Here is a 25,977-nt window from a genome sequence, read left to right as displayed (position 1 = left end):
TGGCCATACTCACCAGCGGCATTCTTGGGTCGGACAGCAGCACGACGCTGGTCGAGAAGAATCCGACTGCGCTTCGTGCAGCAACTCCCGTGACTCGGCGAGAGCCGCATCCGGCGGTTTAGCGACGACCAAATGCTAGGTGAGGGTTAGGCGAGGTTACTGATGGGTGATCAACTCCAGCATGCGACCGAAGCGCTGCGGAAAGCGCTGGTCCAGGTTGAACGCCTGAAGCGCACCAACCGCGCGCTGCTGGAGCGCTCGAGCGAGCCGATCGCGATCGTCGGTATGTCGTGCCGCTTCCCGGGCGGGGTTGATTCGCCAGAAGGCCTGTGGCGGATGGTGGCCGAGGGCCGGGACGTGATGTCGGATTTCCCGACCGATCGTGGGTGGGACCTGGCCGGGTTGTTCGATCCGGACCCCGACGTGCGTCACAAGTCATACGCGCGCACCGGGGGCTTCGTGGACGGGGTCGCGGACTTCGACCCCGCCTTCTTCGGTATTGCGCCCAGCGAGGCGCTGGCGATGGACCCCCAGCATCGGATGTTGTTAGAGCTGTCGTGGGAGGCGTTGGAGCGGGCGGGGATCGACCCGGGCGGGTTGCGCGGCAGCGCCACCGGCGTGTTCGCCGGCCTCATCGTCCAGGGCTACGGCATGTCGGCCGAGGAGATCGAGGGCTACCGCCTGACCGGCATGACCTCCAGTGTGGCCTCGGGTCGGGTGTCGTATGTGCTGGGGTTGGAGGGCCCGGCGGTGTCGGTGGACACGGCGTGTTCGTCGTCGTTGGTGGCGTTGCATATGGCGGTGGGTTCGCTGCGGTCGGGCGAATGCGACCTGGCGCTGGCCGGCGGCGTCACCGTCAACGCCACGCCGACGGTCTTCGTCGAGTTCAGCCGGCACAGGGGCCTCGCGCCGGACGGCCGGTGCAAGGCGTACGCCGGGGCGGCCGACGGGGTCGGCTGGTCCGAGGGTGGGGGAATGTTGGTGGTGGAGCGGCTCTCGGATGCGCGGCGGTTGGGGCATCCGGTGTTGGCGGTGGTGCGGGGTTCGGCGGTCAATCAGGACGGGGCGTCCAACGGGTTGACCGCGCCCAATGGTCCGTCGCAGCAGCGGGTGGTGCGGGCGGCGTTGGCCAGCGCGGGGCTGAGTCCGGCCGAGGTTGATGTGGTCGAGGGCCACGGGACCGGCACCACGTTGGGTGATCCGATCGAGGCGCAGGCGTTGTTGGCGACTTACGGGCAAGACCGTGCCGAGCCGCTGTGGTTGGGGTCGATCAAGTCGAATATGGGTCACACGCAGGCCGCCGCGGGGGTGGCGGGTGTGATCAAGATGGTGTTGGCGATGCGCCATGAGTTGTTGCCGGCGACGTTGCATGTCGATGAGCCTTCGCCGCATGTGGATTGGTCGGCGGGGGCGGTGTCGTTGCTGACGCAAGCCCGGCCTTGGCAGGCCGGTGGTCGTGTTCGACGGGCTGGGGTGTCCTCGTTTGGGATCAGCGGCACCAATGCGCACGTGATTCTCGAGGCGGTCCCGGTTGAGCCGCGCGCCGGGGGTGGCTGCGCGGTGCCGGTGGTGCCGTGGGTGGTGTCGGCGAGGTCGGCGGCGGCGTTGGGGGCTCAGGCGGCCCGGTTGGCGGCTTTTGTGCGTGCGGATGACGGGCTGGATGTCGCCGATGTGGGGTGGTCGCTGGCGGGTCGGTCGGCCTTCGAGCATCGGGCGGTGGTCGTGGGCGGGGATCGCGACCGGTTGCTGGCCGGGTTGGATGAGCTGGCCACCCTTGATCTTGACGAGGTCGGCTCGGTGATTCGCGGCACGGCCACACCCGCGGGCAAGACCGTCTTCGTCTTCCCCGGCCAAGGCTCCCAATGGATCGGCATGGGCATCGAATTGCTCGATACCGCACCGGTATTCGCCCAGCAGATCGACGCGTGCGCCGAAGCCTTTTCGGAATTCGTGGACTGGTCGCTGACCGACGTCCTGCGTGGCGTGCCGGGCGCCCCGGGCCTGGATCGCGTGGACGTCGTGCAACCGGTGCTGTTCGCGATGATGGTGTCGCTGGCCGAGTTGTGGAAGTCGGTCGGGGTGCGTCCGGATGCGGTGATCGGCCATTCCCAAGGGGAAATCGCGGCCGCCTACGTCGCCGGCGCGCTGTCCTTGCACGACGCGGCACGGGTGGTCACCCTGCGCAGCAAGTTGCTGACGGCGCTGGCCGGCCCGGGAGGCATGGTGTCCATCGCGTGCGGCGCCGAACGCGCGCGGGAGTTGTTGGCGCCCTTGGGCAATCGGGCAAGCATCGCCGTGGTCAACGGCCCGTCAGCGGTCGTGGTGTCGGGTGAGGTGGCGGCGCTGGAGGAGCTCATCCAGCTCTGCACGGAGCAGGAGCTGCGCACCCGCCGCATCGACGTGGACTATGCCTCGCATTCGGTTGAGGTCGAGGCGATTCGCGGCGAGCTCGCCGAGGTTCTCTCGGGGATCGAGCCACGTTCCTCGCGCACCATCTTCTTCTCCACGGTGACCGGAAACCGGTTGGATACCGCGGATTTGGATGCCGACTACTGGTATCGCAACATCCGCCAGACCGTGCGGTTCGACCAGGCGGTGCGCAGCGCGTGTGAGCAGGGATACCGCACCTTCATCGAGTCCAGCCCGCACCCCGCGTTGATCGCCGGTATCGAAGACACGTGTGGCGACAGCGTTCACGGCGGCACCGAGGCCGTCGTCGTGCCCACCCTGGGCCGCGGGGATGGCGGTCTCGAACGGTTCTTGACGTCGGCTGCCTCCGCGTTCGTTGCGGGTGTGAGCGTCGACTGGCGCGGTGTGCTGGACGGGGCAGGTTTCGTCGAGTTGCCGACGTATGCCTTTGAGCGGCGGCGATTCTGGCTGTCCGGCGATGGGGTGGGGGCCGACGCCGCCGGCCTGGGACTGGGTGCCAGCGAGCACGCGTTGCTGGGTGCGGTGGTGGAGCTGCCGGCCTCGGGTGGGGTGATGTTGACGGGACGGTTGTCGCCCGGTGTGCAGGGGTGGCTGGCCGATCACGCCGTGTCGGACGTCGTGTTGTTCCCGGGCACCGGGTTTGTGGAGCTGGCGATCCGCGCCGGCGACGAAGTCGGCTGCTCGGTGGTCGACGAGTTGACGCTGCAAGCGCCCCTGCTGATGCCGGCTGCCGGCACGGTTGCGGTGCAGGTGGTGGTCGGCGCGGCCGATGACTCGAATTCGCGTGGCGTATCGATATATTCGCGCGCGGACGCCGGATTGGGATGGGTTTTGCACGCCGAGGGCGTCTTGAGGTCAGGGTCGGTCGAACCGAGGGCCGATTTTTCGGTGTGGCCGCCGGCCGGCGCGATCGCGGTGGATGTGACCGATGGCTATGACCGGTTGGCGACGCGCGGCTACCGCTACGGACCGGCGTTTCGGGGGCTGACCGCGGTGTGGGCCCGTGGCGAGGAGATGTTCGCCGAGGTGAAGCTGCCGGAGGCGGCCGGGGGAGTCGGCGGCTTCGGCGTGCATCCGGCGTTGTTGGATGCGGCCCTGCACGCGGTCGCGATCGCGGGCGACCCGGATGAGCTCGCAATGCCCTTCTGCTGGCAGGGCGTGTCGCTACACGCCGCCGGGGCCTCGGCGGTGCGGGCGCGGATCGCGCCGGTGGGGCCGTCGGCGATGTCGGTGGAATTGGCGGACGGGCTGGGGTTGCCGGTGTTGTCGGTGGCCTCGATGGTGGCCCGCCCGGTGACCGAGCGGCAGCTGAGGGCGGCGGTGTCGGGATCGGGCCCGGACCGGCTGTTCGAAGTGATCTGGTCACCGGCGTCCGGGGCCTCGGCGGTGGGCTCCACGCCCTCGCATGAGGTGTTCGAATCCGTTGCGGCCGAACAAGATCCGGTAGCCGGCAGCTACGAGCGCACGCGCCAAGCGCTGGCCGCCGTGCAGGCATGGTTGACCGAGCGCGACTCGGGCGTGCTGGTCGTGGCCACCCGCGGCGCGATGGCGTTGGTGAACGAGGACGTCACCGACTTGGCGGGTGCGGCGGTGTGGGGCCTGGTCCGGTCGGCCCAGACCGAGCATCCCGGCCGGATCGTGCTGGTCGATTCCGATGCGCCCCTTGATGATGCGGCGATCGCGGCGGCTTTGGCGGTCGGCGAGCCGCAGGTGTTGTTGCGAGGCGGTCGGGTGTACACGCCGCGGGTGCAGGGCAGCCGGGCGGTCGACGGCGTGCTGGTGCCGCCGGGCGACGGCCCGTGGCGGTTGGGTCTCAGCAGTGCGGGCACGTTCGAGAATCTGCGGCTGGAGCCGGTTCCCAACCCTGACGCGCCGCTGCGGCCCGGCCAGGTTCGGGTGGCCATGCGCGCCATCGCCGCCAACTTCCGCGACATCATGATCACCCTGGGCATGTTCACCCACGACGCGCTGCTCGGTGGCGAAGGCGCCGGCGTGGTCGTCGAGGTCGGCCCCGGCGTCACCGAATTCTCGGTCGGGGACCGGGTATTCGGGTTCTTCCCCGACGGCAGTGGCACGCTGGTCGCCGGCGATGTCCGGCTGCTGCTTCCGATGCCCGCGGACTGGTCATACGCCGAAGCCGCAGCCATCTCAGCCGTTTTCACCACCGCGTACTACGCGTTCATACATCTCGCCGACGTGCGACCGGGCCAGCGTGTGTTGATTCACGCCGGCACCGGCGGGGTGGGCATGGCCGCCGTGCAGCTGGCCCGTCATCTGGGCTTGGAGGTGTTCGCCACCGCCAGCAAGGGTAAGTGGGACACGTTGCGGGCCATGGGCTTTGACGACGATCACATCTCCGATTCGCGCAGCCTGGAATTCGAGGAGAAGTTCCGGGCGGTCACCGGTGGTCGTGGCTTCGATGTGGTGTTGGACTCGCTGGCGGGCGAGTTCGTGGATGCGTCGCTGCGCCTGGTGGCCCCCGGAGGGGTGTTCTTGGAGATGGGCAAGACCGACATCCGCGACCCCGGGGTGATCGCCCAGGAATACCCGGGTGTGCGCTACCGCGCCTTCGACCTCTTCGAGCCCGGGCGTCCCCGGATGCACCAGTACATGCTCGAACTCGCTGAGCTGTTCGACGCCGGGGTGCTGCGGCCGTTGCCGGTCACCACGTTTGACGTGCGGCGAGCTCCCGCGGCGTTGCGGTATTTGAGTCAGGCGCGTCACACCGGAAAGGTCGTGATGAGCATGCCGGACGCGTGGGCGGCCGGCACGGTGTTGGTCACCGGCGGCACCGGGATGGCGGGTTCGGCGCTGGCCCGTCACCTGGTGGCCCGTCATGCGGTGCGCAACCTGGTGCTGGTGAGCCGGCGCGGTCCGGACGCGCCGGGTGCCGAGGAATTGGTGGCGGAGTTGCGTGCTGCCGGTGCCGAAGTGCAGGTGGTGGCGTGCGATGCGGCCAATCGGGAGGCGTTGGCGAAGGTGATCGCCGACATCGGGGTGCAGCACCCGCTGACCGGGGTGATTCACGCGGCCGGTGTGCTTGACGACGCGGTGGTGACATCGTTGACGCCGGAGCGGGTAGACGCGGTGTTGCGGGCGAAGGTGGACGCGGCGTGGAACCTGCATGAGTTGACCCGCGATGTGAATGTGTCGGCGTTCGTGATGTTTTCGTCGATGGCCGGGCTGGTGGGATCGTCGGGCCAGGCCAACTATGCGGCGGCCAACACCTTCCTTGACGGGTTGGCCGCGCATCGGCGGGCCCACGGGCTGGCGGCGATCTCGCTGGCATGGGGCCTGTGGGATCAGGCCAGCGCGATGACCGGCGGGCTGGACGCGGCCGACCTGGCGCGGCTGGGTCGCGACGGCGTGCTGGCCCTGTCCTCCGAGGAGGCGCTGGAATTGTTCGACACCGCACTGATTGTCGACGAGCCATTCCTCGCGCCCGCCCGCATCGACCTGGCGGCGCTGCGCGCGCACGCGGTCGCGGTGCCGCCCATGTTCGCCGATCTGGTCAACGCGCCCGCCCGGCGCCGGGTCGACGATTCGCTTGCGGCCGCTAAATCGAAATCGGCTCTGGCGCATCGTTTGCACGGGTTGCCCGAAGCCGAACAGCACGCCGTTCTGCTGGACCTGGTGCGCTCCCATATCGCCACCGTGCTGGGCAACACGACGCCCGAGGCGATCGACCCGGATAAGGCGTTCCAGGAGTTGGGCTTCGACTCGCTGACCGCGGTCGAAATGCGCAACCGGCTCAAAGCCGCTACGGGCCTGGCGCTTTCACCGACGCTCATCTTCGACTACCCAACCCCTAATGGCCTCGCGAAGTATATCCGCGCCGAAATCGCCGGAGTCCCACAAGAGATCAAGCCCGTACCCGCGGCGCGAACCACGGGAGACGATCCGATCGCGATCGTCGGCATGGCTTGCCGCTACCCGGGAGGGGTGAATTCCCCCGACGACCTGTGGGACATGTTGGTCCAGGGCCGCGACGTGCTCTCCGAATTCCCGGCCGACCGCGGCTGGGACCTCGCCGGGCTGTACAACCCCGACCCCGATGCGGCGGGCGCGTGCTACACCCGCACCGGGGGCTTCGTGGATCGGGTCGCCGACTTCGACCCCGCCTTCTTCGGTATTGGGCCCAGCGAGGCGCTGGCGATGGACCCCCAGCAGCGGATGTTGTTAGAGCTGTCGTGGGAGGCGTTGGAGCGGGCGGGAATTGAACCCGGCGGGTTGCGGGGCAGCGCCACCGGTGTGTTCGCCGGGGTGATGACCCAGGGCTACGGGATGTTCGCCGCCGAGCCGGTGGAAGGCTTCCGCCTGACCGGCCAGTTGTCCAGCGTGGCCTCGGGCCGGGTGTCGTATGTGCTGGGGTTGGAGGGCCCGGCGGTGTCGGTGGATACGGCGTGTTCGTCGTCGTTGGTGGCGTTGCATATGGCGGTGGGTTCGCTGCGGTCGGGCGAATGCGACCTGGCGCTGGCCGGCGGCGTCACCGTCAACGCCACGCCAGACATCTTCGTGGAATTCAGCCGCTGGCGCGGGTTGTCACCGGACGGCCGGTGCAAGGCGTACGCCGGCGCGGCCGACGGCACCGGGTTCTCCGAGGGCGGGGGAATGTTGGTGGTGGAGCGGCTCTCGGATGCGCGGCGGTTGGGGCATCCGGTGCTGGCGGTGGTGCGGGGTTCGGCGGTCAATCAGGACGGGGCGTCCAACGGGTTGACCGCGCCCAATGGGCCGTCGCAGCAGCGGGTGGTGCGGGCGGCGCTGGCCAGCGCGGGGCTGAGTCCGGCCGAGGTTGACGTGGTCGAGGGCCACGGGACCGGCACCACGTTGGGTGATCCGATCGAGGCGCAGGCGTTGTTGGCGACTTACGGGCAAGACCGTGCCGAGCCGCTGTGGTTGGGGTCGATCAAGTCGAATATGGGTCACACGCAGGCCGCCGCGGGGGTGGCGGGTGTGATCAAGATGGTGTTGGCGATGCGCCATGAGTTGTTGCCGGCGACGTTGCATGTCGATGAGCCTTCGCCGCATGTGGATTGGTCGGCGGGGGCGGTGTCGTTGCTGACGCAAGCCCGGCCTTGGCAGGCCGGTGGTCGTGTTCGACGGGCTGGGGTGTCCTCGTTTGGGATCAGCGGCACCAATGCGCACGTGATTCTCGAGGCGGTCCCGGTTGAGCCGCGCGCCGGGGGTGGCTGCGCGGTGCCGGTGGTGCCGTGGGTGGTGTCGGCGAGGTCGGCGGCGGCGTTGGGGGCTCAGGCGGCCCGGTTGGCGGCTTTTGTGCGTGCGGATGACGGGCTGGATGTCGCCGATGTGGGGTGGTCGCTGGCGGGTCGGTCGGCCTTCGAGCATCGGGCGGTGGTCGTGGGCGGGGATCGCGACCGGTTGCTGGCCGGGTTGGATGAGCTGGCCACCCTTGATCTTGACGAGGTCGGCTCGGTGATTCGCGGCACGGCCACACCCGCGGGCAAGACCGTCTTCGTCTTCCCCGGCCAAGGCTCCCAATCGCTGGGCATGGGAATGGGATTGCACGCCGGATACCAGGTATTCGCCGAGGCGTTCAATACGGTCGTCGGCGAACTGGACCGGCACCTGCTGCGCCCGCTGCGCGAAGTGATGTGGGGCCACGACGAAAACCTGCTGAACACCACGGAATTCGCGCAGCCGGCACTGTTCGCGGTGGAAGTTGCCCTGTTCCGGCTGCTCGAATCCTGGGGCATACGACCCGATTTCGTGATGGGCCACTCGGTCGGCGAGCTGACCGCCGCGCACGTCGCCGGCGTACTGTCCCTGGAGAACGCCGCGGTATTGGTCGCGGCCCGCGGCCGCTTCATGCAGGCCCTGCCGGCTGGCGGAGCGATGACCGCCGTGCAGGCCACCGAAGCGGAAGTGCGGCCGCTGCTGGGCGCGGAGGTCGACATCGCGGCGGTCAACGGCCCTAGTTCGGTGGTGATTTCGGGCGCACAGGACGCCGTGGCCGCGGTGGCCGACCGGCTCCGCGCCGACGGCCGCCGGGTGCATCGGCTGGCCGTGTCGCACGCGTTCCACTCCCCGTTGATGGAGCCGATGATCGACGAATTCGGGACGGTCGCTGCCGGGCTCGCCATCGGGCAGCCCAGCATCGGAATCATCTCCAACGTGACCGGGCAGTTGGCCGGCGATGACTACGCGTCGCCGACGTATTGGAAGCGGCATGTCCGGGAAGCGGTGCGGTTCGCCGACAGCGTGCGCTTCGCGCACTCGGCCGGCGCAAGCCGCTTCCTCGAAGTCGGGCCCAGTAGCGGTTTGACGGCGTCGATCGAAGAATCGCTGGCCGATTCCCCGGTCCTGACGATGTCCGCTTTGCGAAAGGACCGCCCGGAGCCGGTGACCCTGGCCAACGCCGCGGCACAGGGCTTCGTCGCCGGCATGGACGTGGATTGGCGCGCTGTGCTGGGTGAGGCGAATTTCGTCGAGTTGCCGACGTATGCCTTTGAGCGGCGGCGATTCTGGCTCTCCGCTGATGGCGCCGCCGCCGATGCGGCCGGCCTGGGGCTGGAAGCCGGCGAGCATGCGCTGCTGGGGGCGGTGGTGGAGCTGCCGGCCTCGGGCGGGGTGGTGTTGACGGGCCGGTTGTCGCGCGGCGTGCAGGGGTGGTTGGCCGATCACGCCGTCGGCGGCGTGGCGATCTTCCCGGGGGCGGGCTTCGTCGAGTTGGCGATCCGCGCCGGTGACGCGGTCGGCTGCGGCGTGGTCGACGAGTTGACGCTGGCGGCCCCCCTCGTGTTGCCGCCGACCGGATCGGTTGCGGTGCGGGTGGTCGTGGCTGGCCCGGACGAATCGGGAACGCGCGCTGTATCGGTGTTTTCGCGTGCCGATAGGGGTAGCAGCTGGCTGTTGCACGCGGAGGGCGTGCTGAGCGCGGGCTCCGCGCAGCCGGCCGAGGATCTGTCGGTGTGGCCGCCCGTGGGTGCGGTCGCGGTGGACGTGGGCGACGGGTACGAGCGACTGGCCGAGCGCGGGTACGGGTACGGGCCAGCGTTCCGGGGACTGACCGCGATGTGGCGCCGTGGCGAGGAAGTGTTCGCCGAGGTGTCCCTGCCCGCGGATGCGGGGGTGTCGGTGGCCGGGTTCGGGGTCCATCCGGTGCTGCTGGACGCGGCTTTGCACGCCGTGGCGTTGAGCGCCGAACGTACCGAGGTTCCGGAGGGTTCGGTTTTGGTGCCGTTCTCGTGGCAAGGGGTTTCGTTGCACGCCGCGGGGGCGTCGGCGGTGCGGGCGCGGATCGCGCCGGTGGGCCCGTCGGCGGTGTCGATCGAGTTGGCCGACGGGCTCGGGTTGCCGGTGTTGTCGGTGACGTCGATGCTGGCCCGGCCGGTGACCGAGCGGCAGCTGAGGGCGGCGAGGTCGGGCTCGGGTCCGGACCGGCTGTTCGAGGTCGTCTGGTCGGCCCAGCCGTCGTCCGCGGTGGAGCCGGTGCCCGTAAGTCTTTGGGGCACAACCGAGACGTCTGAGGCAGCAACGGTCGTGTTCGAGTCCCAACCATTCGACGGTGACGTGGTCGCCGGGGTCTACGCGGCCACGAGTTCGGTGCTGAGCGTGTTGCAGTCGTGGCTATCCCGCGACGGCGCTGAGCAGTTGGTGGTGGTGACGCGCGGAGCGATGGCGTTGCCGGGCGAAGACATCACCGATTTGGCCGGCGCGGCGGTGTGGGGGTTGGTGCGCTCGGCGCAGACCGAGCATCCGGGCCGGGTTGTCCTGGTCGATTCCGATGCGCCCCTTGATGATGCGGCCGTCGCGGCGGTACTGGCGGCCGGGGAGCCGCAGGTATTGTGGCGCGGCGGGCTGGTGTACACCGCGCGGGTGCGGGGCAGTCGCGCGGTCAACGGTCTCTTGGTGCCTCCGGGTGACGGACCCTGGCGACTGGGCATGAGCAGCGCCGGCACCTTCGAAAACCTGCGGTTGGAGCGGATTCCCGACGCCGATGCGCCGTTGCAGCCCGGCCAGGTTCGGGTCGCCTTGTCGGCCATCGCCGCCAACTTCCGCGACGTCATGATCGCGCTGGGTCTTTATCCCGACCCCGACGCCGTCATGGGTGTCGAGGCCTCCGGTGTGGTCCTGGAAACCAGCTCGGAAACCAGCTCGGAGCAGGGATCTTTCGCGGTCGGCGACCGGGTCATGGGCCTGTTCCCGGAAGGGACCGGAACGATCGCCACCACCGACCAGCGGCTGCTGGTCAAGGTGCCGGCGGGGTGGTCGCACACCGCCGCCGCCACCGCCTCGGTGGTGTTCGCGACGGCCTTCTACGCGCTGGTGGATCTGGCCGCCGTTAGGCCCGGTCAGCGAGTGTTGGTGCATGCCGCCGCCGGCGGGGTGGGCATGGCGGCGGTACAGTTGGCCCGGCACCTCGGCCTGGAGGTGTTTGCCACCGCCAGCCGCGGCAAGTGGGACACCCTGCGCGCCATGGGATTCGACGACGACCACATCTCCGACTCGCGCGGCCTGGACTTCGAGGACAAGTTCCGCGCGGTCACCGGCGGCCGCGGCCTTGATGTGGTATTGAACTCGCTGGCTGGCGAATTCGTGGACGCGTCACTGCGTTTGGTAGCCCCGGGCGGGATGTTCTTGGAGATGGGCAAGACCGACATCCGCGAGCCGGGCGCGGTGGCCGAGCAGCACGCGGGCGTGCGCTACCGCGCCTTCGATCTCTTCGAGGCGGGACCCGACCGCATCCAGCAGATCCTCGCCCGGCTGGCCGCGCTGTTCGGCGACGAAGTGCTGCGCCCGTTGCCGGTCACGACGTTTGACGTGCGGCGCGCGCCCGCGGCGTTGCGGTATCTGAGCCAGGCCCGCCATGTCGGCAAGGTCGTGATGACCCTGCCCGACGCGTGGGCGGCGGGCACGGTGCTGATCACCGGCGGCACCGGGATGGCGGGCTCGGCGTTGGCGCGCCACGTCGTCACCCGTCATGGGGTGCGCAACCTGGTGCTGGTGAGCCGGCGCGGTCCGGACGCACCGGGTGCCGAGGAATTGGTGGCCGATCTGGGTGCGGCCGGTGCGCGGGTTCAGGTGGTGGCATGTGACGCGGCCGACCGGGCGGCGCTGGCCAAGGTGATCGCCGATATCCCGGTGCAGCATCCGTTGTCGGCCGTGATGCACACCGCCGGGGCGCTCGATGACGCGGTGGTGACGTCCCTGACTCCCGAGCGCGTCGACGTGGCGTTGCGGGCCAAGGTGGATGCGGCGTGGAACCTACACGAGTTGACCCGCGATCTGGATGTATCGGCGTTCGTGATGTTTTCGTCGATGGCCGGGCTGGTGGGATCGTCGGGCCAGGCCAACTACGCGGCGGCCAACTCGTTCCTGGACGCGCTGGCCACCCACCGGCAAGCCCAAGGGCTGCCGGCCATCTCGCTGGGATGGGGACTATGGAATCAGGCCAGCGCCATGACCGGCGGGTTGGCGACCGTCGATTTCGCACGGTTCGCCCGCGACGGCGTCGTCGCGATGTCCTCCGAGGAAGCCCTCGAATTGCTCGACACCGCAATGATTATCGACGAACCGTTCATGCTGCCCGCCCATATCGACTTGGCCGCGTTGCGGGTCAAGTTCGATACCGGCACGTTGCCTCCGATGTTCGTCGATTTGATCAACGCGCCCGCCCGGCGCCAGGTCGACGACTCGCTCGCCGCCGCGAAGTCGAAATCAGCCCTGCTGCAACGTCTCGAAGGTCTGCCCGAAGACGAGCAACACGCCGTCCTGCTGGACCTGGTGCGCTCACACATTGCCACCGTGCTGGGTAGCGCCAGCCCCGAAGCCATCGACCCGGACCGGGCCTTCCAGGAGTTGGGTTTCGACTCGCTGACCGCGGTCGAGATGCGCAACCGGCTCAAAGCGGCCACCGGCCTGGCGCTGTCGCCCACGCTCATCTTCGACTACCCGAACTCCGCCGCGCTGGCCGGCTACATGCACTCCGAACTGGTCGGCAACTCGGAGCAAACCGCCCCGGCCGCCGCAGCCGGGGAGGCCGAGATCCAGCGGGTCGTAGCGTCCATACCGGTCAAGCGCCTCCGGCAGGCCGGCGTGCTGGACCTGTTGCTCGCCTTGGCAAATGAAGCCGACGGTAGCGGTGAGGTGGCGCTGCACGAGACGACGGAACAAGACATCGCGGACATGGACCTCGACGACCTAGTCAACGCGGCGTTCATGAACGACGACGAGTAGCCACGATGCGTCCCGGGAAAACTCAGTGAGAGTCGCGGTCACCGGGGCCAGCGGCGTGCTTGGCCGCGGCCTCGTCGCCCGATTGCTCAGTCAGGGTCACGACGTCGTCGGGATCTCCCGTCATCGACCCGAAAGCTGGTCGAGCGCAGCTGATTTCGTCGCGGGTGATATCCGGGACCTGGCCGCCGTCCGGCGCGCCATTGCCGGCGCGGAGGTCGTCGCGCATTGCGCCTGGGCGCGGAGCGCGGACGGCACCGTCAACATCGAGGGCACCCGCAACGTTGTCGCGGCGATGGCCGAGGCCGGGACCACGCGGGTCGTTTTCGCCTCCACCCCAATGATTACCGACGGCCGGCACCAAGCCCACATCGAAAGGATGCTGTCGGACTCCGGGCGGGAATGGGTCGCCGTCCGCAGCGCGCTCGTTGTCGGCCGAAATGTCGACAACTGGGTGCGGAAGCTGTTTGCTCTGCCGTTGTTACCCGCCGGGTCCGCCGATCACGTGGTACAAGTCGTGCACACCGACGACGCGCTGCGGCTGTTGGCCCGCGCGATCCTGGACACCGGAATCGATAGCGGTCCAGTCGATCTCGCCGCTCCGGGTGAGTTGACGTGGCGTCGCATCGCGGCCGCCCTCGGGCGGCCTCTCGTGCCCATCGGTCCCCGAGTGCTCCGGCGCGTCACGTCATTCGCCGAACTCGAGCTTGTGCAGCGCGCACCGCTGATGGATGTCACGCGCCTGCGTGACCAGTGGGGATTCCAGCCGGCCTGGAACGCCGAAGAATGTCTCGAAGACTTCGCCCTGGCGGTGCGCGGCAGGATCTGCCTGGGAAAGCGCGTTTTTTCGCTGCCCTGGCGGCTGGCGCATATCCCGGACGTGCCGGCCGTCGACGCGCCGGCTGACGACGGAGTGGTGCCGAGATTGGCCGGCCCAGAAGGGGACAACGGCGAATTCGACACGCCGATCGACCCGCGCTTCCCGACGTACCTGGCCACCAATTTGTCGGAGGCGCTGCCCGGTCCGTTCTCGCCGTCGTCGGCGTCGGTGACCGTGCGCGGCCTGCGCGCCGGCGGCGTGGGCATCGCCGAGCGGTTGCGGCCAGGCGGGGTGATCCAACGGGAAATCGCGATGCGGACGGTCGCGGTGTTCGCGCACCGGCTGTATGGGGCCATCACGTCGGCGCATTTCATGGCCGAAACCGTGCCGTTCGCCAAGCCCGCGACGATCGTCAGCAACAGTGGGTTCTTCGGACCCAGCATGGCGTCGCTGCCGATCTTCGGCGAGGAGCGACCGCCGGCGGAATCAGGCCTTTTCCGCAGGCGGTTGCGCACCCTGCGCAACATCGGGGTGTTCGGCGTCAACCTGGTGGGCCTGTCGGCCGGCTCGCCCCGGGACACCGACGCCTACATCGCCGATGTCGATCGCCTGGAGCGTCTTGCCGGCGACGACATCGCTGCGCTGGACGATCGGCGGCTGCTCAGCCTGATCTTGTTGGCGCGCGACCACGTCGTCCACGGCTGGGTGCTGGCCTCGGGGTCGTTCATGCTGTGCGCCGCGTTCAACGTGTTGTTGCGCGGTCTGTGCGGGCGGGACACCGCCCCGGCGGCCGGGCCGGAATTGGTCAGCGCGCGATCGGTGGAGGCGGTGCAGCGGCTGGTGGCCGCGGCGCGGCGCGACCCGACCGTGGTTCGTGTGTTGGCCGAACCGGGGGAGCGCCTCGACAAGCTAGCCGTCGAGGCACCGGGGTTTCATTCCGCGGTGCTCGCCGAGCTGGCGCTGATCGGGCACCGTGGTCCGGCGGAAGTCGAGATGTTGTCGACCAGTTACGCCGACGATCCGGAGCTGCTGGTGCGCATGGTTGCCAAAGCGCTGAGCGCTGCGCCCACGCCGAGCCCCCGGCATCCGGTGATCCCGTTGCGCGCCAAGCCCGTTGCCTTGCTGGCCGCGCGCCAGCTGCGCGACCGCGAAATCCGCCGCGACAAAATGGTGCGCGCTATCTGGGTGCTGCGCCGACTGCTACGTGAATACGGGCGTCGACTGACCGAAGCCGGCATCTTCAACGCCCCCGACGACGTGTTTTACCTCCTGGTTGACGAACTCCTGGAAATCGATGCACTGCCGCAAGAGGTTTCGCAACTGGTGGCACGGCGCCGAGCCGAACATCACCGGCTGGCCGCCGTCGTGCCGCCGACGGTGTTCAGCGGGAGTTGGCAGCCAGTCAGCATCGCGGCGACAACGCTTACCGGCGGGGATACCCTGCGCGGCGTCGGCGTCTGCGGTGGACGGGTCCGCGGCCGGGTGCGGATCGTGCGCCCCGAGACCATCGACGACCTGCAGCCCGGCGAGATTCTGGTTGCCGAGGTCACCGATGTCGGCTACACCGCCGCCTTTTGCTACGCCGCTGCCGTGGTGACCGAGCTCGGCGGCCCGATGTCGCATGCCGCGGTGGTCGCCCGCGAATTCGGGTTCCCTTGTGTGGTGGACGTCCAAGGGGCCACCCGGTTTCTGCCGCCTGGAGCACTCGTTGAGGTCGACGGCGCCACGGGAGAGATTCATGTGCTCGAGCTGGCTGTCGAAAGGTAGACGGCCGCTTCGCGCATCGACCCCCATCGCGTCGCCGCGGTGGCCGCCTGCTCAGAGCAGTCCGAGCAGCTTCAGGTCGGTGACGTATTTGACGATGATCGGCGCTGTGATATGTGGGATGTCTTTGGCGGGGCCGATTTTCGCCTTTTGCACCGCGGCGCGGAACCGGTCGGTGGGCGCGACCGATCCGCGGGTGGGCGGTGGGGGCTCCGGGTGGTCGTGCATAAGCAGCAATAGCGGCAGCAGCGAGCGCTGGCGCTGTCGATCCGGCAGGCCGCGCAGGCCGGCCTCCAGCTGCTGCGCCCAGTCGCCGTAGTCCTCGATCCGCCGGATCGGTTGACCGGCTTCGATTAGCCAGTCGACGTACTCGTCGAGTCCGATGCCGTCGTCGTGTGGGTTCATCACGTGATAGGTCGCGAACCCGTCGGCGATCTGTGCACCCAGTGCGCTGATCGCTGCGGCGACGAATTCGACTGGCAGACCGTCGAAATGGGCGCGTTGCCGGTTTCCGTTCTCGTCGAGCTGGTAGAACGAGGCGGGCGCGATGCCGGTGGCGATCAGGCTCAGGATCAGCCGGGTAAAGGTGTCCGGCACGTTGAGTTGGCCCGCATAGGTGGTGTCGGCCATGATGTCAGTGCAGCGGAACACCGTGACTGGCAGCCCGCACAGGTCGTTGGCCTCCCGCAGCAGCACCTCGCCGGCCCACTTGCTGTTCGCGTAGCCGTTGCGGTGGCTGTGGTTGTTGACGCGGGTAGGGCTGATGATCCGAATGTCGGCGTCCTCGGTGAACGCGGACCGGTCGAGTGGCTGGCCCACCGCCGCGGTTGACACGTACGCGTAGGGCTTCAGGCTGGTGGTCAGCGCGAGACGGATCAGCTCGGCCGTGCCCAGGGTGTTGGGGCCGAACAGCTGGCTGTAGGGCAGTAGATGGTGGACCTGGGCCGCGGGGTCGACGATCAGGTCGACCGTGTCGGCCAGCCGCTGCCATGTTTGCCGATCGAGTCCCAAGTCGCGCTCGCCCTTGTCGCCGGTGATCACTTCCAGATGGTCGCCGGCCAGTTCGCGGTAACGACGCCATAGCTTTGGATCGCTGTCGAACGTGCTGTCGAGCCGGCGCCGTGCGTGTTGGTCGGATTCGGCTCGCACCAAACAGATCACGGTGCCGTCGACCAGGTCCATCCGCTGCAGCCATTCCAGCGCCAGGTATCGCCCTAGAAAGCCGGTGGCGCCGGTCAGCAGCACCGTTTTCACCTCGGCGCTGGCCCGCGGCAGATGGGGTGCCGCGGCCAGCGTCGTGGCGTCGATGAACTTGTCCAGTGTGAGGTCGCGGGCGTGCACCTCGTCAGGGGCGTCTTCCCCCGGTGAAAGGCCGTGCACGGACGCAAAGCTGGGTCCTTCGAGGTGTTCGATTTGCCGTCGGGCGACGTGAAGGGGGGCCAGATCGGATGGGGTGGGTTTGCCCCCGTTGTCGCGGACGTATGTGCAGATCCCGGTGAGGGCCTCGAACCACAGCTCACCTAGCCGGGCGATCTGGACGTCATCGAACACCGACGATGCCCAGGTCCAGTTGGCCTGTAGCCGTGGGCCGGTGTCGCTGTCGACGGTGACCGCGTTGAGTTGCACGGTATGCGTCAGCGGCAGACTTGACTCGTCGCGCGTCGGTGGGGTCAATGGCAGGTCGGAGTTGGTGATGTGCCACAGCCCACCATCGGCCGGGACTTGCCCGGCTGAGATACCAAGGCGGCCTAGGTAATTGAATGCTATGGGCGGGTCGGCTCCGGTGAGCTCGGTGTCGGGGTTGAGGTAGCGCAGTAAACCGTAGGTTAGGCCGTCGGGTATGGCGCGGAGCTGTTCTTTGGCGTCCTTGATCACCGATTCCACCACCGCGTCGCCGCCCGCGATCTGCGTCCAGCGCAGCGTCCATACCGTCAACGCCACGGGGTATTTGATGGTGAACCAACCGATTGTGTGCGACAGGTCGATGCCGGGGGCGATTTCTTCGTGGCGTCCGTGACCTTCGACGTCGATGGTGATCGGGGTGTCGGGGTGGCCCAGAAATTCCGCCCATGCCAGGGCGTAGGCGATCAACAAAATCTCGTGCACCCCGGTGTGAAACGCGGCCGGGACCGCTCCGAGCAGCATGCGTGTGGTGTGGGTGTCCAGCCAGACCGATTGATGCCTGGGGCTTGTTGTGGCGGGGGCGCGGGTAGCGCTGGCGGGGTTGCCGAGATGTGTTGCCACACCGGCAGTTGATTGGTCACCGCCTCGCTGCGCGCGTGCATGGCCAGCGCCGAGGCCCATTGGCGAAACGAGGTGCCCGCGGTGGGCAGCACCACGTGTTGTCCTTGGCGGTGTTGGTTCCAAGCGGTGTTGAGGTCGTCTTGGATGATGCGCCATGACACCCCGTCGACGCCGAGATGGTGAATGGCTAATACCAATTGGGCTGTGGAGGAAATCCAGATCGCGCTGAGCATCGCTCCGGCGGTGGGTTGGAGCCGTGACCAGGCCGTGATCAGCGCTTCTTGTGTTAGCTCGTTTTGCTGCTGGAGGCAATCGCGTGCGTGCACCGAACCCGGTTCGGGTACGGATAGTGACCAGCCGCCGGCGGCGTCGGGGTCGACGCGTAGCCGCAGCATGGGATGGCGGTCCAGCAAGGCCTGCAGCATGATGGCGACGTCGGCGTCGGTGACCCCCTGGGGGGCCTGTATCACGAATGTCTGATTGAACTGCTCGACGGGGCCGTGGATGCCTTGCAGCCAGTGGATGATCGGTGTCGCGGTCACTTCGCCGACTCCGTCATCCGCCCCGGTGTTGTCCCGGTTGGCGAACCGGGCGAGCTGCGCGAGCCCGGCGACGGTCTGCGCGGTGAAGACATCGCGTGGTCGGCAGCTGAGCCCGGCGGCGTGTGCCCGGGCGGCGACTTGGATCGCCAGGATGCTGTCGCCGCCCAGGTCGAAGAAGGAGTCGTCGACCCCGACCCGGTCCAGCCCGAGTACCTGGGCGTAGATGCCGGCCAGGATGTCTTCGACCGGGCTGGTGGGGGCGCGGTAGCGGTCCGAGGTGTAGTCGGGCGGGGGCAGGGCGTGGGTGTCGAGTTTGCCGTTGACCGTCAATGGCAGTGCCTCGAGCGCTACGACGGCTGCGGGCACCATGTAGTGGGGCAGCCGCTCGGCCAGCTGAGCGCGCAGGTGAGCCGGGTCGGCCGCGCCAACGACGTAGGCCACCAGGCGTTTGTCGCCGGGGTGGTCCTCGCGGGCGATGACCACGGCGTGCTCGACGCCGTCGAGTTCGGTCATGGTGGTGGCGATTTCGGCGGGTTCGATGCGGTATCCGCGGAGCTTGACTTGTTCGTCGGCGCGGCCGACGTAGTGCAGTTGGCCGTCGGCGCTCCAGCGGACCAGGTCTCCGCTGCGATACATCCGCACGCCGGGATCGCCGAAGGGGCAGGCCACGAACCGGGATGCGGTCAATGCCGATCGGCGCCAGTAGCCACAAGCCACCCCGGCGCCGGCGATGTACAACTCACCGACCACGCCGGCGGGCACTGGCCGCAGCCACCGGTCCAGCACGAACAATGCCGCGCCCGGCACCGGGCGGCCGATCGGTGCGGTTCCCGAACCTGGTTTCAACGGCGCGCTCATCGACACGTACATCGTGGTTTCGGTCGGGCCGTACTGATTGACCATTACCCGCCCGTCGGCCCAGCGGTCCACGACCTCGGCGGTGGCAGGCCTCACCGCCGACGACCAATGCCACTGATTCCAAGCGCTGGGGCGCCAACACCGTGACCGCGGAGGGGGTTTGAACCAGCATGTCGACTTTTTCGGAGACCAGCATGGCGTGAAAGTCCGTCGGGGAACGGGTGATCGATTCGGGTATCACCACCAGCCGCCCGCCGTGCAGGAGCGCGCCCCAAATCTCAAATACGGAAAGGTCGAAGGCGTACGAATGGCATTGCGTTATCGCTTGTCCCGCCGCGGGTGCGAACGAGCCTGGTGCCGCGATGAGTTGGGTGATGTTGTGGTGGGTGACGGCAACACCTTTGGGGGTTCCGGTGGTGCCGGAGGTGTAGAGGATGTAGGCGAGGTTCTCGGGGCTTGGGTGCGGCAGCGGGTGGCTGGGGTAGGAGGTGTTGGTGACGGGGTCATCGACGTCGATGACGGGGCACCCGTCCAGCCGGCCCGCCAGCTCGGCGGTGCTCAACACCGCCACCGGTTCGGCATCCTCGAGCATGAACGCGATCCGCGCCCGCGGCAGCATCGGGTCGACCGGCAGATAGGCCGCCCCGGTCTTCAAGACCGCCAGGATCGCCACAACGGCTTGCGCCGAGCGCTCGAACATCAGCGCCACCACATCACCAGGACCGATCCCCCGGTCGGCCAATCGGTGAGCCAGACGGTTAGACACCTCATCGAGGTCGCGGTAACGGCACGAGGTGCCCGCAAAGGTCAGCGCGACCGCTTCGGGTGTGCGCCTCACCTGCGCAGCAAACAGCGCCGGAACCGATGCCATGGTTGGGGTGGTGGTCAATGTCGCGCGATTACCCCAGGTGTCGAGGCGGCGACGTTCGGTGTCATCCAACAGATCCACCGACGACAACCGCCGCCCCGGATCAGCCGTCATGGCCATCAACAGCGTGTGCAACCGGTCGACGAAAGCATGGATCGTGGTCGCGTCGAAAACATCGGTGCGATACTCCACGGCGACTTCGATTCCGGCGGGTTCACCGGCGTCGGTGAAGCGTTCGGCTAGGGAAAACACCAGGTCCATGCGGGCCGCCCGGGTGTCCACCGGCGTGGGCGTGACGTCCAGATCGTCCAGGGTGATCCGCGGGTCACGGTGATGTGCGAAGTTTTGCCACGCCAACATCACCTGAACCAGGGGGTGATGGGTCATGGACCGGGTCGGGTTCAGTCGATCGACGAGCACCTCGAAGGGCACGTCCTGGTGGTCGAAGGCCTCCAGGCTGCGCGTGCGCACTTGCGTGAGCAGTTGGGTGAAGGTCGGATCGCCACCGAGGTCGACGCGCAGGACCAGAGTATTGACGAACATGCCGACCAGGTCGTCGAGCGCGGGGTGGGCGCGCCCGGCGACCGGGATCCCTACCGCCACATCCGGGTTGGCGCTGAGTTGGGATAGCAGCGCGGCCAGGGCCGCGTGGACGACCATGAAGCCGGTGGCGTGGTGTTCGCGGGCCAGAATGGCCACCCGCCGTTGCAGCGCGGCCGTCCAGTGAACGGTCACCAGGGCGCCGCGGTGATCGGCGACCTGGGGGTAGGGGCGGTCGGTGGGCAGGTCGAGGCGTTCGGGCATCCCGGCTAGGGCGTTTTCCCAGAACTCCAGCTGGGTGGCGATGCCGCTGTGTCTGTCGGTGAGATCGCCGAGATATGCGCGCTGCCACAATGTGTAGTCGACGTACTGCACCGTCAATTCAGGCCACTCCGGTGCCCGCCCGGCACGCCGGCACGCATAGGCCGTGTTCAGATCGGCCGTCAGTGGGGTCAGTGACCAGCCGTCGGCGGCGATGTGGTGCACGGTGAGAACCAGCACGTGGTCATGCTTAGCGACGTTGAAAAGGCATGCACGCAAGGGGATTTCGCCTGCCAGGTCGAAATTGTGGCGGGCCGCGAGGTCGATCTCCTCACGCAGCCGGTTTTCCGGCCACCGGGTCGCATCGACGACTCGCCAGCCGACGTCCGATCCCCCGCGGGGCAACACCAGTTGCCGCGGTGTCCCGTCGACCGCGGTGAACACCGTCCGCAGGCTTTCATGGCGGTCCACTACGTCGGTCAGCGCGCGGGCCAATGCGTCGACGTCGAGCTGACCTCGCAATCGCAGCGCCCACGCCATGTTGTAGACGGGCGATGGTCCCTCCAGTTGGTCGAGGAACCACAACCGGTGTTGGGCAAACGACAACGGCGCCACCGCGGGCCGCTCTCCGGCCATCAGGGGCATGCGTGGAGGTGAACACACGCCGATGTGGGGCGCCAACTGGGCCACCGTGGGTGCGTCGAACACGGCGCGTACCCGCAGCTGGGCATCGAGGGTGGTATTGATGGCCGCGATCACGCGCATCGCCGAAAGCGAGTCCCCGCCCAGGTCGAAGAAGGAGTCGTCGACCCCGACCCGGTCCAGCCCGAGTACCTGGGCGTAGATGCCGGCCAGGATGTCTTCGACCGGGCTGGTGGGGGCGCGGTAGCGGTCCGAGGTGTAGTCGGGCGGGGGCAGGGCGTGGGTGTCGAGTTTGCCGTTGACCGTCAATGGCAGTGCCTCGAGCGCTACGACGGCTGCGGGCACCATGTAGTGGGGCAGCCGCTCGGCCAGCTGAGCGCGCAGGTGAGCCGGGTCGGCCGCGCCAACGACGTAGGCCACCAGGCGTTTGTCGCCGGGTGGTCCTCGCGGGCGATGACCACGGCGTGCTCGACGCCGTCGAGTTCGGTCATGGTGGTGGCGATTTCGGCGGGTTCGATGCGGTATCCGCGGAGCTTGACTTGTTCGTCGGCGCGGCCGACGTAGTGCAGTTGGCCGTCGGCGCTCCAGCGGACCAGGTCTCCGCTGCGATACATCCGCACGCCGGGATCGCCGAAGGGGCAGGCCACGAACCGGGATGCGGTCAATGCCGATCGGCGCCAGTAGCCACAAGCCACCCCGGCGCCGGCGATGTACAACTCACCGACCACGCCGGCGGGCACTGGCCGCAGCCACCGGTCCAGCACGAACAATGCCGCGCCCGGCACCGGGCGGCCGATCGGTGCGGTTCCCGAACCTGGTTTCAACGGCGCGCTCATCGACACGTACATCGTGGTTTCGGTCGGGCCGTACTGATTGACCATTACCCGCCCGTCGGCCCAGCGGTCCACGACCTCGGCGGGGCAGGCCTCACCGCCGACGACCAATGCCACTGATTCCAAGCGCTGGGGCGCCAACACCGTGACCGCGGAGGGGGTTTGAACCAGCATGTCGACTTTTTCGGAGACCAGCATGGCGTGAAAGTCCGTCGGGGAACGGGTGATCGATTCGGGTATCACCACCAGCCGCCCGCCGTGCAGGAGCGCGCCCCAAATCTCAAATACGGAAAGGTCGAAGGCGTACGAATGGCATTGCGTTATCGCTTGTCCCGCCGCGGGTGCGAACGAGCCTGGTGCCGCGATGAGTTGGGTGATGTTGTGGTGGGTGACGGCAACACCTTTGGGGGTTCCGGTGGTGCCGGAGGTGTAGAGGATGTAGGCGAGGTTCTCGGGGCTTGGGTGCGGCAGCGGGTGGCTGGGGTAGGAGGTGTTGGTGACGGGGTCATCGACGTCGATGACGGGGCACCCGTCCAGCCGGCCCGCCAGCTCGGCGGTGCTCAACACCGCCACCGGTTCGGCATCCTCGAGCATGAACGCGATCCGCGCCCGCGGCAGCATCGGGTCGACCGGCAGATAGGCCGCCCCGGTCTTCAAGACCGCCAGGATCGCCACAACGGCTTGCGCCGAGCGCTCGAACATCAGCGCCACCACATCACCAGGACCGATCCCCCGGTCGGCCAATCGGTGAGCCAGACGGTTAGACACCTCATCGAGGTCGCGGTAACGGCACGAGGTGCCCGCAAAGGTCAGCGCGACCGCTTCGGGTGTGCGCCTCACCTGCGCAGCAAACAGCGCCGGAACCGATGCCATGGTTGGGGTGGTGGTCAATGTCGCGCGATTACCCCACTCATCCAGGCGAGCGCGGGCGGTGTCATCAAGCAGACCAAGCGACGATAACCGCAGTTCAGGGTCGGCAGTCAGTGCGGTGAGGATGCGCAGGTAGTAGGCGACGATAGTGGTGACGGTGTCGCGATCGAAAATGTCGGTGGCGTATTCGATGCTGGCCGGCAGGGGTTGCGGGGGCCGGCCGGGCGGCTGTTGCGGGGCGACAATTTCAATCTGGAGATCGAATTTGGCGCCATGGGGACGTGTGGGTATCGGTTGCGCCCATAGCCCTGGGAACTTCATCGTTGGTAGCGGAGTATTTTGCAACACGAAAGCCACTTGAAAGAGTGGGTGGTGCGCCGTCGAGCGGGTGGGGTTGAGCCGTTGCACTACGTGTTCGAAGGGAACGTCTTGATGGTTGTAGGCGGCCAGTGCCTTTCGCCTCACCTGGGCCAGTAATTCGGTGAAACTGGGATTTCCAGCTATCTGGACACGCAAAACCCAGGTGTTGACGAAGAACCCGACCAGCTCGGCGAGCGCGGCGTCGGTGCGCCCGCTGATGAGCCCGCCGATCATCACGTCATCACCGGCGCCCAGTTTGTGCAACAGCACCGCTAGCGCGGCTTGAAACACCATCGATGCCGTCGCTTCGCAGCTTTGAGCTAACTCCTTGACCCGCCTTTGCAGGTCGGTGTCGATGACGAAATCGACCACGTCACCGGCAAAGGACTGCCGGGCGGGTCGCGGCCGATCAAACGGCAACACCGTCTGCTCGGGTGCCCCCTTCAGCTCGGAATGCCAATAGGCCAGCTGACGTGATAGCACACTTTCTGGGTCCTCATGGCTACCTAAGAATTCGTGCTGCCAAAGTGTGTAGTCGGCGTATTGCAGTGATAGCGGCGACCACTGGGGCTTATGGCCTTCGCCGCGGGCAGCATAGGCACGCACGAGATCAGAAAAGAAAGCTACCATCGAGGCGCCGTCTGCGGCGATGTGGTGGATCACCACCACCAACACGTGTTCAACGGCCGAAAGTTTCAATAGCTCGGCGCGGATCGGGATCTCGATTGCCAAATCGAACAGATAGCCTGCAGCGTTACTTATCCGGTGGGCGAGCTGTTGTTCGTCACAGACATCGATGACGGCAAAAACCGGTTCGTACTCGTCGATCGTCAATATTTGCTGATAGGGGGTTCCCTGCTCACAGATGAACAGTGCGCGCAAGCTTTCGTGGCGTTCGATCACATCGCCGATGGCTGCGCGAAGTGCCTCCACATCGAGATCCCCGGTCAACCGCAGCGCCAACGGAATGTTGTAGATCGGCGCAGAGGCAGCGGTCTGTTGGCTGAACCACAACCGGCGTTGGGCAAACGACAACGGCAACCGTTGCGGGCGCACGTGGGGACCTAAGACAAAGCCCGATGCGTCCACCGTGGGTGCGGATCCTGGCGTGATGGCATCGGTAGCGGCGGTGAGCAGACTGGTCAGGTGGCGGGCGGTCGCGGCGGGGGTGAGGTGGTCGAAGGCCAGGGTCGCCGGCAGGGGTAGGCCGGTGTGTCGGGTCAAGGTGTTGCGGAGTTCAAGAGCGCTCAGCGAGTCCATCCCGAGGTCTTTAAACGGTCGGTCGGGATCGAGGGCGGCCGGGTCGGGATGGGCCAACACGGCGGCGGTGGTAGCGGTAACCAGGCGGGTCAGGGTGGCCAGTTGTTGTTGCGGGGTCTGGCCGGCCAGCTTTGTGGTTAACGTGTCGGCGGTGATGGTGGTGCTGGCCTGCCGACGAGGGGTGATCAGAGCCGAGAAGATCGCCGGCACGGCGCCGTGCCGTGCTTGACGAGCCAGCGCGCGGGTGTTGAGCGGGGCCGGGACCAGGCTGGGGTGTCGGCATGCCAGCGCGGCATCGAACAAAGCCAGACCGTGCTCGGTGGTGATCGGAATCAGGTTGTTACGGGTGAACCGGGCCCGGTCCACCACGTCCAGACCCGCGGTCATCGTGCTGGCCGTTTGCCAGTAACCCCACGCCAAACTGGTTGCCGGCAAACGTTTGCGGCGGCGTTGCTGGGCAAGCGCGTCCAGGAAAGCGTTAGCCGCCGCATAATTGGCTTGCCCGATGGCCCCTAGGACCCCCGCCGCCGAGGAGAACACCACAAATGCGTCCAGCTCAGCATCAGCGGTCAGTCGATGAAGATGCCAAGCGGCGTCGGCTTTCGCGGCCAACACGGTGTCGAGTTGGTCACCGGTCAGCTCACTGACCACCGCGTCAGCGAGAACCCCGGCGGTGTGGATCACAGCACATAACCGGTTTTGGGCACGGATGCCGGCCAATACCGCAGCCAGTTGCTCGGCGTCGCTGGTGTCACAGGCGGTGATGCTGACCTGGGCGCCCAGCTGCGTCAACCGCTGATAAAGATCGTCCGCCCCGGGAGCGGTCATGCCGCTGCGAGACACCAACACCAGATGCCGAACACCGTAACCAGTGACCAGATGCTCAGCAAAAACGCCACCCAACGTCCCGGTGCCCCCGGTAACCAACACCGTGCCCTCAGGATCGAACGCGACGGGGGTGGACGCGGTGTGGGGCCGTGCGGGTATCTGGGCCCGGGTGAGTCGGGGGCCATGGACCACACCGTCGCGCAAAGCAAGTTGAGGCTCTGTGCTGGGTCGCCGGGCGGGGTTGGCCAGGGCGGCTAAGACCTTGATCAGGGTGTGCTCAGTAGTCGACGTGGTATCGATATCGACCACAAAGATTCGGCCCGGGTGCTCGTTCTGTGCGGTGTGGAGCAAGCCCCACACCGCGGCGTGGGCTAGGTCGGGGGCCCGATCATCGGGGCTGATGCTTACCGCATGGCGGGTGAGGATCACCAAGTGAGTCTCGATAGTGTCAGCGCGGGCCAACCAGGTTTGCAGCCCAGCCAGGACATGACGGGTCAAGGCATGCACCCGCTGTAAAGGATCGGGGTGATCACCGCTGGGCGGCGGCGACGCTAGATCCCAAACCACCAATGCCGGCCAGGAGTCCACCGCGGCCATATCGGAATAAACAAGCCCTTCATCCAGACCAGCGGGGAAAAGCTCGGGCTGCTCACTGATCAGCGC

At 67.6% G+C, this 25,977-nt stretch carries 3 protein-coding genes and 1 pseudogene; 2 read left to right on the top strand and 2 right to left on the bottom strand.

What is annotated here, in order from left to right; all coding sequences use genetic code 11:
* The first annotated feature begins 162 nt into the window (after nt 1-162).
* Together G6N24_RS09925 and G6N24_RS09920 are read left to right on the top strand one after the other, a co-directional pair.
* Entirely contained in the window at nt 163-12,627 is a 12,465-nt protein-coding gene (locus G6N24_RS09925; protein WP_163745478.1) for a type I polyketide synthase, read from the top strand.
* A gap of 25 nt (nt 12,628-12,652) precedes the next feature.
* Complete coding sequence (locus G6N24_RS09920) at nt 12,653-15,211, top strand: sugar epimerase family protein (protein WP_085159105.1); 2,559 nt, start codon at nt 12,653-12,655, stop codon at nt 15,209-15,211.
* A 51-nt stretch (nt 15,212-15,262) separates the two neighbouring features.
* Here the strand turns inward: G6N24_RS09920 and G6N24_RS23715 are convergent, their stop codons facing one another.
* Together G6N24_RS23715 and G6N24_RS25785 are read right to left on the bottom strand one after the other, a co-directional pair.
* On the bottom strand, nt 15,263-17,353 hold the full coding sequence (locus G6N24_RS23715; RefSeq protein WP_170296068.1) for a thioester reductase domain-containing protein: 2,091 nt from the start codon (nt 17,351-17,353) through the stop codon (nt 15,263-15,265).
* Nucleotides 17,296-25,911, bottom strand: a pseudogene (locus G6N24_RS25785) (amino acid adenylation domain-containing protein). The gene G6N24_RS23715 and the pseudogene G6N24_RS25785 overlap by 58 nt, the downstream one beginning before the upstream one ends.
* Between the last annotated feature and the right edge of the window lie 66 nt (nt 25,912-25,977).

The sequence above is a fragment of the Mycobacterium lacus genome (assembly GCF_010731535.1).
GTDB lineage: Bacteria > Actinomycetota > Actinomycetes > Mycobacteriales > Mycobacteriaceae > Mycobacterium > Mycobacterium lacus.
The sequence above is the reverse complement of the archived record's forward strand: the minus strand, read 5'-3'. Positions and strand labels throughout refer to the sequence as shown.